Below are 17,278 nucleotides of genomic sequence, written 5' to 3' on the forward strand. Positions count from 1 at the left end.
TTCACCTCGTTAAACGATTTTACTCGCTTAGCGTGGTGTCCAAAACTATCGGGGCAGATCAAACCGCCAAGAACGGTCCGGGAACTGTGTCAGGCCAATATTCCCTCTTATGGCCTACTACACTGAGTGTCATATCCACTGCAGTTAAGCAAAGGCTTAACATAAGCAGTTGAATTGTATCTACAATAACTAGATTGAATGAGTGAAACAATCGCCAATCGGGAGAAATGAAGTAAAAACGATAAAATACTGCTTTAGCTGTCGGCGCCGAAATGATTGGCTATTTCGGAAAAGAGTCGCTCTCTTTTGCGATTCAACTCATGCTTGTTGAGCTTTAGCAATCAGGAATGTGAAGCGGATTACAGCAGTTTGCAGCAAAACACTCTAGGGTAAGTTAACCCTAACAACGAGAGGCAAGCTCTCGACTTTAAACAGGAATCTCAGATGTCTGATACAGATAAGGCGTTTTTTCAGCGTGCCAGTGAACTCATCGATTTGGCTAACAAACAGAACCAGAATACTGAAGTCCAAACCGGTGAAGTCAGTGCCTCCTTCATGTATGCCCTGGCTCGCTACAATGCCTGGTTCGGCTCTACCGGTTTTGCCACCAAGGAGCAGATGCAGTCGAAAAAGCAAGAGATGATGGATTACTATATGGAGCGCTACAAGGAGATGCTTGAAGGCTCGATGGACGACTATATCGAGAATTTCGACCACTACCGCGCAACGCAGAAGTAGAGCCGCCATAGCCTTTCAAAATGCCCGGCCAGATGCCGGGCGTTGTATTTTGACTTGACTCATGTTTAAAGCCCTTCCTTGGCCTATCGATTTTGCCAGCCTTTGCTTAGCCTCGAATTCAGATTGAATCGCCACTGATATCTAGGCTGTTGTTTGAGCTCATGTCTAGGCTCTAGTCTAAGCTATTTTTCTTGGCTATTTTCTAAGCTATTGTCTGAGTTAATACTTAAGCTTTTGTACCGCTTTGTGGTCTTGCTCTTAAACTGAGTCTTAAAAGAGTGACCCGCTGTCTCGACCCAGAAAGGCTTGAGGCTTATGCTATGACACCTGTTTTTATAGTTAGACAGGTTTTGGCGCAACAGATATCCGGATTAAAACGCGATACTAAACGCTACTCACGCCATCACCTAAGGAGACACTTGTGACACCCGCAATCGATCTCGCCACCAAGGCGGGGATCTCTTTTACCGTTCACGAATATCACCACGACAAGAATGCCCCTTCCTACGGAGAAGAGGCCGCCAGTGCACTTGGGCTGGATCCCAACCGGGTATTCAAGACTCTGCTGGTCAGCAGCGATGAAAAGTCGCCGCCACTGGCGGTGGCCCTGGTACCGGTGAATCATCAACTCAGCTTGAAATGCGTTGCCAAGGCGATTAAGGCCAAGAAGCTGGTGATGGCCAATCCGCAATTGGCGCAGCGTTCATCCGGCTATCTGGTGGGAGGCATTAGCCCTCTGGGGCAGAAAAAGCAGTTACCCACAGTGATAGACGCCAGCGCCCAGGAGTTTGACAGCATCTATGTCAGCGCCGGTCGCCGCGGACTGGAGATCTGTCTTGCCGCAGAGGACTTGGCCAAGCTCTGCCGCGGCAGTTTTGCAGCGATTAAGAGCTGAATCGTAAGCGGCCAAAGCAAAAGCCCCGCAACTGCGGGGCTTGGGTTATATGATGCTCTAAATACCTTTTACAAGAAGTAAACACTAACTTCTGGCGGTGTAATCACCGACTCCCAACCACTTGTAGGTGGTCAGTGCTTCCAGTCCCATGGGGCCTCTGGCATGCAGTTTCTGAGTACTGACAGCCACCTCGGCGCCCAAGCCAAACTGGCCGCCATCGGTGAAACGGGTGCTGGCATTGAGGTAAACCGCCGCCGAGTTCACCTGATTCATAAACTCGGTAGCGGCGTTGATATCATCCGTGAGGATAGCCTCGGAGTGACCGCTGGAATAGCGGCGAATATGACCTATGGCCTGCTGGATATCATCGACTACCCGGATCCCCAGATTGAGAGATAACCACTCGGTAGCAAAGCTATCCTCGCTGGCGGCGGCCACTTGCTCGGCTCCAAGAATAGCCACTGTCTCGGGGCAACCTACCAGCTTAACTCCGGCATCGACTAAGGCCTTGACCACCTTGGGCAATGCCTCCTTGGCTATCTGCTTGTGCACCAACAGAGTATCCAGGGCGTTACATACGGTTGGGCGCTGCACCTTGGCGTTGAGAATGACAGGAATAGCCTTCTCCAGATCGGCCGCCTTATCCAGATAGAGATGGCAGATACCGATACCGCCGAGAATAACCGGGATAGTCGCCTGTTCGGCGCAGAGCCGCTGCAGCTTGTCGCCGCCGCGGGGTACTATCATATCCACATATTGATCCAGCTTGAGCAGGCCGGTAACCAGGGTGCGATCAGGGTTGTCGATAAGCTGCACCGCATCTTCCGGCAAACCACTGGCTTTAACGCCCTGGCGAATGGCCTTGGCCAGTGCCAGGTTGGATTTCAGGGTTTCCTTGCCGCCACGGAGGATCACCGCGTTGCCGGTTTTAAGGGCCAGCACGGCAATATCCACAGTCACATTGGGCCTGGCCTCATAGATAACGCCTATCACCCCCAGTGGCACGGCGCGCCGACACAGGCGCAAGCCGTTATCCAGCACCCGGCTGTCATATTCGCGGCCAATGGGGTCGGCAAGGGCAATCACATTGTCGATATCGGCTATCACTCCGGCCAGGCGCGACTTATCCAGCAGCAGCCTGTCTATCATGGCCGCGTTGAGACCAGCCTCTTTGGCCGCAGCGACATCCTGCTCATTAGCCGCGAGAATAGCCGCTTCATCGGCCTTGAGAGCGGCAACGATATTATGCAGCAGTTGCTGCTTGGCGGTGCCGGAAAGATTGGCCAGGGCAAAACTGGCTTCCTTGGCCCTTTGCCCCAATTGTTGCAGATATTCAGCTGTCATAAAACCACCATGTCGTTGCGGTGCACTATTGCATCACCATAGTCATAGCCCAGCAAGGATTCAATGTTATCTGAATGCTGGCCCGCGATACGTTTGAGGGCCACGGCGCTGTATCGGCAGATCCCCCGCGCCAGTTTACGGCCCTTGGGATCCAAGAGTTGCACCGTGGCGCCGCGTTCAAACTCGCCCTCGACGGCGATAATCCCCTTGGACAGCAGACTGCGGCCCTTTTCGGTTACCGCCCGCACCGCGCCTTCATCCAAGGTCAGTTTCCCCTTGGCCTTGGGCCCGGCAAGGATCCACTGCTTACGGCTCTCCAGTGGGGTTTCGATGGCGCAGAAGTGAGTCCCCACTGACTCGCCGGCAGCGATTTTTTCGATGGCATCCGGATGATGACCCGAGGCGATAACCACTTCGATACCGGCGCGGCGAGCTATGTCGGCCGCCTCCAGCTTGGTTGCCATGCCGCCGGTACCCAATCCGGAAACCGAGCCGCCGGCCAGTTGCCGCAGGCTGTCGTCGATATTGGCCACTTCGCTGATAAGATGAGCATTGGGATTGTGGCGCGGATCGGCATCAAACAAGCCTTTTTGGTCTGTCAGCAGGATCAGCAAGTCGGCATCGCACAAAAGCGCTGCGCGGGCGGACAGGTTGTCGTTGTCCCCTACCTTGATCTCATTGGTGGCAACGGCATCGTTTTCATTGATGATGGGGATAATATTCTGTTTCAGCAGCGCATTTAGGGTATCTCTGGCGTTGAGATAGCGCTCGCGATCATGGAGATCCGCCCGGGTCAGCAGCAACTGCCCCACGTGCAGACCATAAATACTGAATAATTGAGCCCAAGCCAGGATCAACTGGCTCTGGCCCACGGCCGCCAGCAACTGTTTGTTGGCCATGGTATCCGGCAACTCCGGATACATCAGATGCTCACGCCCGGCGGCAATGGCGCCGGAGGTACACAAAACCACTTCGATACCGGCGCGCATCAGGGTCGCCATCTGCCTGGCCAGCTCGACCATATGGGCCTTGTCCAGGCGCTTGCTGCCGGAGGTAAGCACACTGGTACCCAGTTTTACCACTACCCGGCGGTAGCGTGTGTCACTCAAGTTCATCACTTGTATTTGCTTAAAAAAGTCGGGGATAAATCTTATACCCAATCCGCCGCAGGATTCCTAGCGGCAGTCGGCTTTCAAGCGGACAAAATCGTTATTTATTGCGATATCTCATACAAAAAGGGCCATACAAAGTATGACCCTCAATAAATGCAGTTCATAAAGCAGATGCTTGCGCTTTAGCTTTTTTAACCACCGTAGGCAAACTTGAGAATAAACAGCAGCGCCAGTGCCACAACCCCGGCATTGAGATCGCGAAAACGGCCGCAGAGGAGTTTAATCGCCGCATAGGCGATAAAGCCAAAGGCGATACCCGTGGCTATTGAGAAAGTCAATGGCATCAGCAGACAGACCACCACCACAGGGGCAGCTTCGGTCAAATCTTCCCACTCTACATGCACCAGGCCAGACATCATCAGAATCGCCACATAGAAGAGGGTGCCCGCGGTCGCATAGGCAGGCACCATACCGGCCAGCGGCGAGATAAAGAGTGAGGCCAAAAATAGCAGTCCGACCACGACGGCGGTCAAGCCGGTACGGCCACCGGCACTGACGCCTGAGGTACTCTCGACATAACTTGTGGTGGTCGAGGTACCCAGCATGGCCCCGGCAATAGTGGCAGCGCTGTCGGCGGTCAGGGCACGGTTGAGCCTTGGCAGGCGGCCCTTGTCATCCAGGAAACCACCACGCTGCGCCACAGCCACCAAGGTGCCGGAGGTATCAAACAAGTCCACAAATAAAAAGGCGAACACCACGGAAATCATGCTGATCTCCAGCATGCCGGAGAGATCCATCTTCATAAAGGTGGGCGCTATGGAGGGCGGCATGGATACCAGGCCGGTATATTGCACATCACCAAAGGCCAGCCCTAGCAGAGTGATGACCAGAATGCTGAGGATCACCGCCGCCTTATATCCACGCTGAACAAAAGCGATGATCAGGAAGAACCCCAATACCGACATCAACGCCGGAAATGCAGTGATATCACCCATGCCCACCAGAGTTGCCGGATTGGCAACCACAATACCGGCACTCTTGAGGCCAATGAGCGCCAAAAACAAGCCGATACCAGCGGCAATACCGAGGCGCAGCGACATAGGAATAGAGTTGACCACCCATTCCCGAATCCGTACCAAGGAGAGGATCATAAAGCAGATCCCGGAGAGGAACACGGCGCCAAGCGCGGTTTCCCAGCTGTAACCCATTTCACCCACAACTGTATAGGTAAAAAAGGCGTTGAGACCCATTCCCGGCGCCAGGGCGATGGGATAGTTGGCCAAAAGTCCCATGACCAGACAACCTATCGCCGCCGCGATACAGGTCGCCACAAAGACTGCGCCCTGATCCATACCGGCATCAGCCAGCATTGAGGGGTTAACGAAGATGATGTAAGCCATGGTCAGAAAGGTGGTTAGACCCGCCACAGCTTCCTGCTTCAGAGAGGTTTTGTTTTGTTTTAACTTGAACAGTTTTTCCAACATGGAACCAGGTTCCTTGAATTTGAGTGTAGGGAGGTTTGTGACACTTCTTTAACGAGGTCATCGGCGGCAGATTATAGGGAGTTTGCTCTGCTCAGACCAGCACCAGAGTAGTTAGCCAGCCAGTGGTATCCATTAAATGCCCACCAGCTCACAATTTATTCACATTTTGCCGCAAACAAAAAAAAGCCTGCTCAAAGAGCAGGCCAAGACATGTATCAAGCACCCAAAAGGGAAAGAGTCTACCGCGCTAGCGGGTAACACCTGGCAACAGAAGCAAAACTTCTATTGCGACTTGAGTCTAAATACACCACAAAGTGGTGAACAAAGGTTGATGGATGATGGAACTACTTAAAGGGGTAGTCAGCCCTTGAAACTCATGGCGAACATGCCGCCGCGCAAAACCTGACAATCAAACCAGGTGTTGCTCCAATAAACTAGGTTGTTTTTGCCTGTGTAAGACATAGCCGATACTCCTAACAAAGTTGTGAAATAAATACTCTAGTGAAGCTTGGCTCGGTTCCCTGGAACTAGAGGTTCTCATATCCGTGGAGACAACTTGTCACTCATTTCCCTGGAGATAGTTATCCATCCTGGATTGACTAGAGGTGGAAGGCGCTTGCCTAACCAACGAGAGCTATTATAGCTATCTGTAATTTTATTACAAGTATTAAGGCAAAAAATTTAAAACACACCTAAAACTGTAATGTAATTACATAAAAGTTACACAAGATTTACCCAAAGCACCGAATAACACATCTCGAAACACAGTAAAAAATACGCCTTACCACTTGATTCTAAACAAATAAATCAAAAACAAATTAAACTAAGCTAATTCCAATTAAGTAAAATCTAACGCTGTAATTGACTGTCAGTCAGTGCCCAAATGTTAGTCTCCCCACAGGGGTAAAAGCGTGACCCCAAAGAGGTAAGACCAGTTAAAGTGAGTTAGATCACCCGGTTACAGGATTGACTAAAAATCCGTCTGAAAGTTTTCTGTTGTTTTCAGTGCTCGTAGTGGATGACAATTCAAACGGCTTCAAATCAGATCTGACCCAACCGTTTGCAATGGAGAACTTAGGTAAGATGACATCCAGCAAATGTCGGGGCCATGTAATGCCAACATAGCGGTCGCCAAGTAAAGAAAAGCCAACGGACAGAGTGCAGGGATAACCCGGCCGACAGCGTCGGCCGGGAGGCGTTGAGGACTTACTCAGTCATATAGGCAAACAACCCAAGCAGCGGCGCCGCCGTAGGTTTGCCATAGAGGGGATCGCCTTCAGTGGCACTGCCGGCAATATCCAGATGACTATAGGCCATGGGCTGAACGTCTTTTAACCCGTGTTGTGCCAATCCGGAAGCCTTTAGCAGGAAGGCCGCCGGATACTGGTGTCCTCTGGCGGTAACCGATGAGGGCGCATTATTGGAAGAAAGTAGCTCAGAGGCACCGGAAACATCACGCACCTTGGCAAAATCTTCCTTACGCAAACGGGACAGCTCCAGCCCTTCACCGTAACGCTCGGCGCTGGCCTGCAACCGCTTGGGTAATGCCTGTTGCTCGGCAACAGCGTTGGCCACTACCGCACTGTAAGCTCCATAGGCTCGCACCACATGGCCGGTCAGGGTTGCCACAGAGAATAGCTCTGGCGCCGCACTGCCCTGCGCCTTTAAACGCAGATGAGACAGCAAGTCGGCCAGCACCAAACGCCCTTCGGCATCGGTATTGCCGATCCTGACCCTGACACCCGAATGGGCTGTGATGATTTCGTCCGTGACAAAGGCTTCGCTGCCTATACTGTTGCGTACCAGCCCCAATTCGGCCACCACACGAATGCCTTTGGGCTTGAGTAATGACAAGGTCTTCATCAAACCGGCCACGGCAGCCGCGCCGCCCTTGTCGCGGCTCATACCTGCCATGGCACCGGCCACTTTCAGATCGGCGCCGCCTGTGTCATACACCACGCCCTTACCGGCAAAGAAATAGTTGTGCTGGATGTCACCTTCGCCGCGGTACTCCAATTTAACGACTCTGGGCTGATGTCTGGCCACGGCAAAAGAGGCCCGCGCCACAGCGCTCAGCAAGGGATAGTCCCGCTCGAGAATGTCTCTGTCTTCCACGACCTGTAGCGACAGCCCTGATTCTTTGAAGGCGTTGAGGCAGTAATCGGCAAAGGCAGGGGCGCCCATGCGCTCGGGCTCAGTGCCACAAAGATCTCTGGCAAGGGTGCGGCCGGCTTCAATGGCATTGAGCATGCCAGCATCGGCGCCGTTCATCACCCCTATGGCTTCTATGCTGTCAAGGGCGGCACCCGCCTCACGGGCTTCCAATGGCTGCCATAACTCCTGCGCCGTTGCCAGCGCCGCAACCATATCTGCCTTGGCGTATTCATCGCCTAAGGATGCAGGCTTATCGACCCACAACAGCGGCCTTTTGGCTCCGGCGTCACGGGCAATGGCGATACCGGCACGGGCGGCATTGGCGAAGGCGCGCACATCGTCATAATCGCCAAGCGGCGCGACCGGGGCGATAATCAAACGGCCACCGGCAAGCCCGGGAGCAAACAACAGGGTTGGGCTCTTGCCCACCCGTTTGTCAACTTGAGCCCCATGGGAGGCCAGCATAGCCACCTCTTCGATTGGACACGCCGTCACATCGGCGCTGACCACCAGTAATGCATCCCAGTCTGCCTCACTGAAAATTGCATCCTGGTCAGTAACATCAATAAATTCAACCATGACCCATCCTAATTATTTTTTATTGGCGCCCAGCATTATTCCCTTTCCGGCGCCGGATTACCAATATCTGGCTGGCAAGTTTCGCTGCCACAAATAAACAATTGTCCCAACTGGGTTCTGCGCCCTTACGTCGCTCTGTGATAGACTGATGACAACTCGCGCTTGGCCCGGTCCAAGCCCGCCAACCAGACGAAAAGATCAGGAGTTTGCTGTGTCCAGTCTCAGCCAATTGCAACCTCAGCCTCTATGGCAGTGGTTTGAACAAATCTGTGCCATTCCTCACCCATCCAAGCATGAAGCCGCGCTCAGCCAGTATATTCAGAACTGGGCCAAAGACCGTCAGCTTGATGTTATCGAAGATAAAGTCGGTAACCTGATTATTCGCAAAGATGCCACTCCCGGGATGGAAAACCGCAAACCCGTGGTGATCCAAGCCCATATCGATATGGTGCCGCAGAAAAATGCCGATAAAGAGCATGACTTTGTCAAAGATCCGATCCAGCCCTGGATTGATGGCGACTGGGTCAAGGCTCAGGGCACGACTCTGGGTGCCGATAACGGCATAGGCATGGCATCGGCGCTGGCCATTCTCGGCAGTGACGATATTCCCCACGGACCGCTGGAAGTACTGCTGACCATAGATGAAGAAGCTGGTATGACAGGAGCCTTTGGCCTGGAAGCCGGTATGCTTCGCGGTGAAATCCTGATCAACACAGATTCCGAGCAGGAAGGCGAGATCTACATGGGCTGCGCCGGTGGCGTGGATGCCGAGATCACCCTGCCCATGGTCTGGGAAGCCACAGGCGAGGGTTTCCAGGCATTCAACCTGACGCTCTCCGGGCTAAAGGGTGGCCACTCAGGGGTGAACATTCATCTGGGACGCGGTAATGCCAACAAGCTGCTGGCCCGTTTCCTGTTTGAACACAGCGAAAGCCTGCAGCTGGAACTGGCCGAATTCAACGGCGGCTCGCTGCGTAACGCCATTCCCCGCGAAGCCAGTGCCACTATTCTGGTACCGGCCGAACAAGCCACAGCTTTGAGCGAAACCGCCGTGGCTTTCCAGGCACTGCTTAGAGAAGAGCTGGCGGTTGCCGATCCGGCCGCTTGCCTGACTCTCACCGAAGTGCCGCTGCCTGCCAAGGTGATGAGCGAGCAGAGTCAGAACACTCTTATCGATCTGCTGCATGCCTGCCCCAACGGTGTCATGCGAATGAGTGACGAGATTGAAGGCGTGACCGAGACCTCACTCAACCTCGGGGTGATCAATACCAGCGAACAGGATGTCAAACTCCTGTGCCTGATCCGCTCCTTAATTGACTCTGGTCGCAGCCAGGTTGAAGGCATGCTGATCGCCCTGGCCAACCTGGCCGGTGCCGAGATTGATCTTTCCGGCGCCTACCCAGGCTGGAAGCCAGACAGCCAGTCTCCTGTAATGGCGATTGTGCGCGACACCTATCAGGACATCTACCATAAAGAGCCGGTGATCATGGTGATCCATGCCGGTTTGGAATGTGGCCTGTTCAAGGAGCCCTATCCGGCCATGGATATGGTGTCTATCGGCCCCACCATACGTTTCCCTCACAGCCCAGATGAAATGGTGAATATCACCACAGTGGGCCAATATTGGCAGCTGCTGTTGGCGGTACTGGAACGTATTCCCGAAAAGGCCTGATACCTTGTTAAAGGCACTTAAGCCTTGAATAAATAGCGCCAAACGACTTGGCGTGGCAGCCAGGCGGCAAGTGAGTGACGCCCCATCAACATGGGCAAACTATGTGATTGGGGTAAGCGAACCTTGCCAGCACAAATGCCACTTCAAGAAAGGTAATTAAAAAAAAGCCGCACCGGAGCACTCCGGGGCGGCTTTTTGATGCGTAGTGCCTAGCGTTTAGGCTATTCCTCCAGCAAGCTACGCAACATCCAGGCAGTCTTTTCGTGAACTTCCAGTCTGCGGGTCAGCAGATCAGCGCTCGGCTGGTCATTGGCCTTGTCGATAACGGGGAACAGGGCTCTGGCGGTGCGGGCCGTAGCCTCCTGGGCTTCGACCAGGTGCAATATCATCTCATTGGCAGAGGGCACGCCTTCCACTTCCTTGATGGATGCCAGACGCACAAACTCTTTATAAGTCCCGGGCGCCGGATACCCCAGGGCGCGGATCCGCTCAGCGATTTCATCCAAAGCATTCCACTGCTCTGTATATTGATCCATAAACATCTGATGCAGGCTGTTGAACTGCGGCCCTTTGACGTTCCAATGGAAATTATGGGTCATCAGATACAGGGTATAACTGTCGGCCAGCAGCGCGGAAAGCCCCGCGACGATTATTTTACGATCCGCATCCGTGATACCTATATCTATGTTGGGTGCCTTGACTTTCTTGGTTGCCATATACACTCCTTTTGCTTGTTGGCGATAGCCGCACTCAATAGCGACTAAAGATAAATAGCTATAACAGGGTGGAGACTTGTGCTCCCATAAACTGTGACTCAGTACACAGTTTGTCCAGTTTAAGCTTCCCAATTACGATCTAAATGACTGTTTTGATAAAACCGCTCACAACCAGGGCCTGACCTTAAAAAAGCAAAACCTTTTGCCCATTCACTGGATAATATTTAGCCACCCAAAAGCCTTCAGCTTATGTTCATCAAAGGCCACTTATCCTGAAGTCACTGATGGGGAATTGCATCGCAAGGCCTCAGTTAGCTCACTTGCCAGGCTGGTAACCATACCGGCCTAAAGGAGGCAACCATGAACAAGCTGAAAATCTGGCTGCAGCACAGTGTACTTGTCCTGTGTCTGTTTGGCCTGCCAACTACAGCGCTGCAGGCCGCCGAATCCGGCAGAGATATCCGGGAACCCGAGCTGATGCAGCTGCTCTCCCCTATCGCTCTCTATCCGGACACCTTGTTGACCCATATGCTGATCGCCTCAACCTATCCACTGGAACTGGTGCAGGCACAGCGATGGCGCAAACAGCGCAGCCATTGGAGCAATGAACGCCTGATGGCCGAAGCCGAGAACCAGGATTGGGATCCCAGTGTGATGGCGCTTATCGCCTTTCCGGAAGTGTTGAACAAGATGAGCACAGATCTGGACTGGACCGCCCGTTTGGGCGAAGCCTTTATCGCCGATGAAGGCCGGGTAATGGATGGGATTCAAACCCTGAGACAAGCCGCCTGGGATGCCGACTCATTAAATGACCTGGGTAACCTCAACGCCAGACGCGACGAACGTCAGATAGTGATAGCGCCGACCCGCACCGAGGTGATCTATGTCCCTTACTACGACAGTCGCCGTGTCTATGGCCATTGGCACTGGAGCAGCTATCCGCCTATCTATTGGGACCCTTTCCCCGGATATGTGCGCTACCACTCCAGTCCGTTTTACTGGCGCAGTTCCGGGGTCAGCATTTCATTTAACTTCTTCTTCAGCGCCTTTCATTGGCATGACAGAGTGATCTGGGTCGATTATCGCCACAAACACTATAATCACTACCGTCCGCGACTGGCCTATAGCCAGGGAGCCCAGCGCTGGAGCCATAACCCGCACCACAGACGTGGCGCCCATTATCGTCATCCTGGGCTGCAACAACGCTACAACAAGGCGGTATACAACAAGCCGCACAAGCGTTATGAATCCCAGGCACGCAGCTTTAACCACAGCCAGAGGCTGCATCAGGACAGAAACAAGCAACAAAAGCAGTTGCAGCATGAGCTAAAAAAGCACAGAGAGCACAATAGTCGTGAATGGCGCGCCGCTGACAAGAGGGAAAAGATGCATAAGGGCGAGCCACAAAAAGTTCGCCAGCTGTCACAGCAGCCGTCATATAGGAGTGCCAATAGCAGTGCCAACGCCGCCGACAAAACGATGCGGGTTAAACATCAGGCCAGAGACAGACAGTTGCAACAGGCCTCAAACCGGCACACTAACACTACTTATAGACAAGCTGAAAAGCGCCGGCAACAGGCAGATAAACAACAGCAGCCACAGAGACACTATCAGCCTCAGAGTCAATCGAAGGTGCAGCATCAGCAGCGAGCTCAGCCACAGCGCCATCAGGCAGAGCGACGCCAGCCCAGCCGCGCTCAGGAGCACAGACAACGAGCAGTGCATCAACAAAGAGAGCGTTGAACAAAGAGAGTGTTGAAAAAGCTGAGTTGAAAATGCCGGGTTAAAGTAGCACTTGCCCTAAAGTGAAAACGAATGAAAAAGACAGGTCCAGCACTGGCCTGTCTTTTGGGGTGTAGTTGTATGACTCAGATAAAGCCGCTCAGACGACTCTGTCGTCGTACAAGTCGATTTGAGTCAGCGCTGCCACTTCTTCGATATAGGCACGCACTCTGGCCGGGAATACCAGCCCCTTGACCATGGTCAGGTTTCTCAGGCCGGGGAACAGGTTGATATCATCAATATTCAACTTATTGCCCCGCTCCGACGGCAATTGCAGCCAGTCGAGCCGCGGCCAACACTTAGCCAGGCCCTCAAGATAATCGGCCGTTTGCGCAAGCGCTTTTTCGAAAGACATCTCTATCATGGCGCTCTTGTTTTGGGTAAACCAGGCAATCGCCTCTTGGCTGCCAAATTCAGGCAGACCGAGCAACACACTGCGGGGATAGAGCAAGCGACTGCTGAAATAACCGGATGCCTCCTGCCATTGGCTGACAGCATCGGCCTGGCTGGCAAGGGTAATGACCGGCTTACCATCCAGATTATCCAGATAACTGACGATATCCAGGCTCTCGGCCATGAAGCTGCCATCGGCTTTTTGTAAAATGGGCACCATATTGGCGCCGACCATAGCTATTCTGGACTCCACATCATGGTTTTGCAGATAGACCCGCTCCACCGGCAACGCCTTAAGCCCCACCAGCATCATAGCCTTGACGCAATAGGGACAATGGTCAAACACAAAAAGCTTCATCAGTACTCCTTAGCTTCCTTGGAACTGTCAGGGCCATCAGCATATCCTCCGAGGCCGGAGCTGGGCAACTCCTGACTGGCCGGCGGCGCAAACAGCAAACGCCAACGCTGCCTGAAACTAAGGCCGGGGCGGCTCACTTCCGCCAACATATCGCGCCATTCGGCAAAGGTGACTGTCACAGGATTAAAGCTGTTCACCGGCTTGGTAATACCATAGCGCACGGTTTCCCGCTCCGGTTCGAAGCTGCCGAATAATCTATCCCAGATGATCAACACCCCGGCGTAGTTCTTATCTATGTACTGAGGATTACGGCCATGGTGTACCCTGTGGTGGGACGGAGTGTTGAATATCCACTCCAGGGGCCCAAGACGTTTGATGGCCTGAGTATGGACAAAAAATTGCAGGCCCAGATTAAGCAACACCACAAATATCACCCAGTTGGGATCGAAGCCTATGATCACTAAAGGCAGCCAAAACAGCCACATGCCCGCCAATGGGTACATCAGGCTCTGACGAAAGGCGGTGGAAAAATTCATATTTTCCGAGCTGTGGTGCACTACATGGGCGGCCCACATCCAGCGGCATCTATGGCTGGCTCTGTGGAACCAGTAATAGCAAAAGTCCTGCCCCAGCATCAGCAGCACAAAGGTCCAGCCATTCATCTCAATGTCGAACAAACGCCAGCCGAATAACCACAAATACAGTTTGGCCAGCAGTAACCCTGTGAGAATATCGGCGCCCTGGTGCATGCCTGCCAGCACAAAGTTACAGAAAACCTCCGCCGGCCGATAGCGGGCATTCTCAGGCAAACGTCTGAGGCGGTCACCGAAAAACCACTCCAATGCCATGCAGATGAAGAACAGCGGCGCCAATACCAGCAGCAGCCATTCAGGGTGGGAAATAAGTAAATTGAAATCCATTTTTATTCCTTTTATTCCAGCTCACCACTTGGCAAAGTGATCTTCTGTCAGGCCGCTCTGCTGCACCAGCTCATGGCGCTTGCCCAGGGAGTCTTTGACCCAACCGGAAAACAGCCCGGTATACTGGCGAAAATTGCTTTTAAGCAGCCCCAGGTTGAGCCTTTCGCTGCGGCACCCCAAGGGCGAAAATACCAACTCCAGATCGCCGCGCTCAGACCAAACTCGCCATTGGCCGCCGGATGCAGCCATGCGGTCAAACTCAAAATGCACCGGCGACAGCAAATGCCTGGCACCATCAACCCAGAGCACGTTTTCACAAGAGCCGGTCTCGTTGACTCCGGCCGCCAGGTTTAGCCCCACCCCCTTGCCATCAATATCGGCATTGATAGAGGCCCAGCGCCAACTGGTTTCCCGGCGCATAAAGCCTGCGGAAAAGTCATAACCTGCTCTGGCATGCAGCAACGGCTGAGGTTCATGATTGAAGGACAACTGGCCGGAAACCTTGAGGGCATTGTGTTTCTGGGTATAGGTCCAACCGCTGTAACCGGTTGGACTGCAAAGCGCCATCGGCAAGCTGAGCGGTTCGGGAACCAAGGTCAGCTCCCCCTCAAGTGGCATTCCCTGTAGTTTAAGATCCAGACTCAGTTGCCATTGTCCCTGCTCACGCCGAAAGTGAATGCCGCCCATACGGCTCTCCCCCTGCCATGGCGAACGGCTCAGGTTAAAACCAGCGGGTGGCCGCAGCAGATTCTGCTGATACATGCGACGACTCTGCAAATCAAACAGATAACAGAAACCACTGCCAAGATAGGCGATATCCGCCAAGGCAACGCCCAGCATCCATCTGGGGCTGTTAAGGCCAATAAACTCAAACTGCTTATAACTGCAACGCTGTTTCAGGCGTGAAACCCTGCGGTCCATCTCATTGAACAGCTGAAAGTCTGCCAATCCCAGGCTTTTCGGCGGCCCGTCGAAATGACCAAACAGAGGCCGGCCGTGAACATCTATCAAAGAGTCAGGCGTGGCCTGGGTTGCAACCCCGGATTGAGTCGTCGGCAAAGGCCCGGATTTCAATTCCAACATATTCCCAACAGGTGTTTTTAGAGCAATAACTTGACTCTACCCTGTCGCCATCGGAGATTGAAGCCTTGAATGTTACAAAAATGAAAAAACCGCTATGCGGGGTCTTATCCGGTTTACTGTGTCATTCAGAAACGGTAACTGACAGCGATGTTCCTTGATAATCTAAGCTAGCGGTTTTCCCAGATTGATACTCGAGTTTGTCCCTTGGTGGCCTGCGCGCAAAGAACCCGCAAAAAAATCTCCCCCAGACCGAACCCAAGCCGGTTATCTGACATAACCAGATGCTGGAAGCCAAACTCAAATCTGGTTATCCTGATGCCACCTTTTTTACAGCTTCGGATTTTTATGAAACGGCTTGCTACCTTGATACTGGGGTCGGCGCTGCTCTTTGGCTGCGCCAGTCATACCCCCAACTTTATTGCCCTGAGCCCTGAACTGCCTGCGGTCACGCCACAGACTTCGCTAGAGCCGGCTCTGGCGCTGCAAACCCTGGATACCCGCACCGCCAACTTTATTGTGCGATTCAATGAAGATGGCAAAGCCGCACGTCTGGTCAGCCCGGCGGAGCCACCCAGGGTCCAGCTGGATCAACTGTTCCGTCAAGGTTTTGCCAAGGCCGGATACCGAATCGATCCCGCCAGTGGAAAAGAGGTGCAGTTACAACTGATTGAACTGCTCACTGATGTGGATGAATCCAGCTTCGGCTTCGAAGCCAAAACCAATGTCAGCATCAATCTGCTGGCGAAAAACAGCAGCCATACCCTGACCAAGCGTTATAAGGCCAAGGGACTGCTCAAGGGCCCATTCAGTGCCGACTTCGCCTCGCTGGAACTGGACATGAACAAGCTGATCACCCAGTTGAGCGGCGAAATACTCAACGACCCCGAGCTGCACAGCTTTTTGCAACAGTAATTTATTGGGCCGGTCTGTGACTCACGGGCAGGCCCGTCTGCAACACCACGATAAGGAATCAGGTCATGAGCCGATGGATACTCGCAGCCGTATTGATGCTGACCAGTCAGCTGGCGCTGGCGTTGGATATACAAAAAGACAATCTCTACCCCCAAGTGGAATTTGATACCAGCATGGGCAAAATCGTGGTCGAGCTCGATCGCACCCGGGCGCCCATTACTGTGGACAATTTTCTCACCTATGTGGTGCGCGGCGACTACAACAACACATTGTTTCACCGCATTATTGCTGATTTCGTGGTTCAGGGCGGCGGCCTCAGCCCCAAGTATGAAGAACTGCCGTCAGACAAGCCGATAGTCAATGAGTCGGGCAACGGCCTATCCAACAGCCTAGGCACTATAGCCATGGCCAGAGAGAATGCTCCCCATTCGGCCACCCGCCAGTTTTACTTCAATGTTGCCGACAACAAAAAGCTCGACCCATCCTCCAGGCGCTGGGGCTATGCCGTATTCGGTGAAGTCAGCCAAGGGCTTGAAGTTCTGCAGAATATGGCGCTGGTAGAGACAGGCACCAACAGCACCTTGGGTTGGCCCGACGTGCCGGTTACCCAGGTTTTGTTGAAGAAAGCCACACTTCTGCCCAGAAATTAACCCCAGGCCCGGTTCAGTATCAAAAAGCTGTCTATACTGAACCTGGCAAACATAAGGAGGCGATCTGATGACCCCGGAAGAGTTCATCGATGTGAAAGCGCCCCAACTGGCTCATTACGGCAAAGCATTCTTGAGCGACAAGCTGGAATTTAATGAAGTCAGATTGTATCTGTGGGATACCCTGGAAGAATGGCATCAGCTGAACTTGCAGGGGGAAGCGCAAACGGATGTCGAACGCGTATTTTGGCACTTGTTGTACGCCTTCGATAAATGGCCCGATTGGGTATTGCGCGGTAACCAGTTTTTGCGCCAGCAACTGGACGACTGCTGTGAATACCTGTTCGGTGGTGGCCCCATACCCGAAGGCTGTATCGGCGTCAGGCCCTGAGACAGACGTTAATCTACCCCGCCCGGGTGATACTTTAATGACACGGGCGACCAATCCCCGGCTTTGCCGGGGATTTTTTATTGGGCAAACACCCAAGC

The 17,278-nt window shown here is 53.2% G+C and carries 16 protein-coding genes; 8 read left to right on the forward strand and 8 right to left on the reverse strand.

All coding sequences use genetic code 11. The features are described from left to right. Positions 1–444 precede the first annotated feature (444 nt). Together CX651_RS15695 and ybaK are read left to right on the forward strand one after the other, a co-directional pair. Positions 445–738 (forward strand): DUF3144 domain-containing protein, encoded by a 294-nt coding sequence (locus tag CX651_RS15695; RefSeq protein ID WP_101056800.1) that lies wholly within the window; start codon positions 445–447, stop codon positions 736–738. Between the two features lie 421 nt (positions 739–1,159). Further along, complete coding sequence (gene ybaK, locus CX651_RS15700; protein ID WP_028780679.1) at positions 1,160–1,633, forward strand: Cys-tRNA(Pro) deacylase; 474 nt, start codon at positions 1,160–1,162, stop codon at positions 1,631–1,633. An 84-nt stretch (positions 1,634–1,717) separates the two neighbouring features. On the opposite strand, the gene CX651_RS15705 is transcribed toward ybaK, so the two are convergent. From CX651_RS15705 to CX651_RS15715, 3 genes are all read right to left on the reverse strand, one after another. Next, the gene (locus CX651_RS15705; protein ID WP_101056801.1) at positions 1,718–2,977 is read right to left on the reverse strand and encodes a glutamate-5-semialdehyde dehydrogenase; all 1,260 of its coding nucleotides are present in this window, start codon (positions 2,975–2,977) and stop codon (positions 1,718–1,720) included. Continuing rightward, the gene (proB, locus tag CX651_RS15710; protein ID WP_100144199.1) at positions 2,974–4,092 is read right to left on the reverse strand and encodes a glutamate 5-kinase; all 1,119 of its coding nucleotides are present in this window, start codon (positions 4,090–4,092) and stop codon (positions 2,974–2,976) included. The genes CX651_RS15705 and proB overlap by 4 nt, the downstream gene beginning before the upstream one ends. Positions 4,093–4,280: 188 nt before the next feature. Continuing rightward, entirely contained in the window at positions 4,281–5,573 is a 1,293-nt protein-coding gene (locus CX651_RS15715) for an NCS2 family permease (protein WP_101056802.1), read from the reverse strand. A gap of 136 nt (positions 5,574–5,709) precedes the next feature. Here CX651_RS15715 and CX651_RS19905 point away from each other — a divergent pair, with 136 nt between their 5' ends. Beyond that, a complete protein-coding gene (locus CX651_RS19905) occupies positions 5,710–5,925 on the forward strand; it encodes a hypothetical protein (RefSeq protein WP_146226020.1) in 216 nt (71 codons plus the stop codon). An 854-nt stretch (positions 5,926–6,779) separates the two neighbouring features. Here the strand turns inward: CX651_RS19905 and CX651_RS15720 are convergent. After that, positions 6,780–8,306, reverse strand: a complete 1,527-nt coding sequence (locus tag CX651_RS15720) for a M17 family metallopeptidase (RefSeq protein ID WP_101056803.1) — start codon at positions 8,304–8,306, stop codon at positions 6,780–6,782. 211 nt (positions 8,307–8,517) lie between these two features. Between CX651_RS15720 and CX651_RS15725 the strand changes: the two genes are divergently transcribed. Beyond that, positions 8,518–9,978, forward strand: a complete 1,461-nt coding sequence (locus CX651_RS15725; RefSeq protein ID WP_101056804.1) for an aminoacyl-histidine dipeptidase — start codon at positions 8,518–8,520, stop codon at positions 9,976–9,978. Positions 9,979–10,199: 221 nt separating this feature from the next. Here the strand turns inward: CX651_RS15725 and CX651_RS15730 are convergent, their stop codons facing one another. After that, positions 10,200–10,694: a Dps family protein gene (locus CX651_RS15730; protein ID WP_101056805.1), complete on the reverse strand. Its 495-nt coding sequence runs from the start codon at positions 10,692–10,694 to the stop codon at positions 10,200–10,202. A gap of 360 nt (positions 10,695–11,054) precedes the next feature. Between CX651_RS15730 and CX651_RS15735 the strand changes: the two genes are divergently transcribed. Beyond that, positions 11,055–12,437, forward strand: a complete 1,383-nt coding sequence (locus tag CX651_RS15735; protein WP_101056806.1) for a DUF3300 domain-containing protein — start codon at positions 11,055–11,057, stop codon at positions 12,435–12,437. A gap of 139 nt (positions 12,438–12,576) precedes the next feature. Here CX651_RS15735 and grxB read toward each other — a convergent pair whose 3' ends face one another. The 3 genes from grxB to CX651_RS15750 are packed head-to-tail and all read right to left on the reverse strand — an operon-like array spanning position 12,577 to position 15,230. Then, positions 12,577–13,227, reverse strand: coding sequence for a glutaredoxin 2 (gene grxB / locus CX651_RS15740; protein WP_101056807.1), 651 nt, complete (start codon positions 13,225–13,227; stop codon positions 12,577–12,579). Beyond that, positions 13,227–14,147 (reverse strand): sterol desaturase family protein, encoded by a 921-nt coding sequence (locus CX651_RS15745; RefSeq protein WP_101056808.1) that lies wholly within the window; start codon positions 14,145–14,147, stop codon positions 13,227–13,229. The genes grxB and CX651_RS15745 overlap by 1 nt, the downstream gene beginning before the upstream one ends. Before the next feature lie 21 nt (positions 14,148–14,168). Continuing rightward, positions 14,169–15,230 (reverse strand): DUF2804 domain-containing protein, encoded by a 1,062-nt coding sequence (locus CX651_RS15750; protein ID WP_101056809.1) that lies wholly within the window; start codon positions 15,228–15,230, stop codon positions 14,169–14,171. A gap of 345 nt (positions 15,231–15,575) precedes the next feature. On the opposite strand from CX651_RS15750, the gene CX651_RS15755 reads away from it, so the two are divergent. From CX651_RS15755 to CX651_RS15765, 3 genes are all read left to right on the forward strand, one after another. Further along, on the forward strand, positions 15,576–16,142 hold the full coding sequence (locus CX651_RS15755) for a YajG family lipoprotein (RefSeq protein WP_101056818.1): 567 nt from the start codon (positions 15,576–15,578) through the stop codon (positions 16,140–16,142). A gap of 65 nt (positions 16,143–16,207) precedes the next feature. Next, a complete protein-coding gene (locus CX651_RS15760) occupies positions 16,208–16,792 on the forward strand; it encodes a peptidylprolyl isomerase (protein ID WP_028779732.1) in 585 nt (194 codons plus the stop codon). A gap of 67 nt (positions 16,793–16,859) precedes the next feature. After that, positions 16,860–17,180: a hypothetical protein gene (locus tag CX651_RS15765; RefSeq protein WP_025011704.1), complete on the forward strand. Its 321-nt coding sequence runs from the start codon at positions 16,860–16,862 to the stop codon at positions 17,178–17,180. The last annotated feature ends 98 nt before the right edge of the window (positions 17,181–17,278 follow it).

The sequence above is a fragment of the Shewanella chilikensis genome (assembly GCF_002836945.1).
Lineage (GTDB): Bacteria > Pseudomonadota > Gammaproteobacteria > Enterobacterales > Shewanellaceae > Shewanella > Shewanella chilikensis.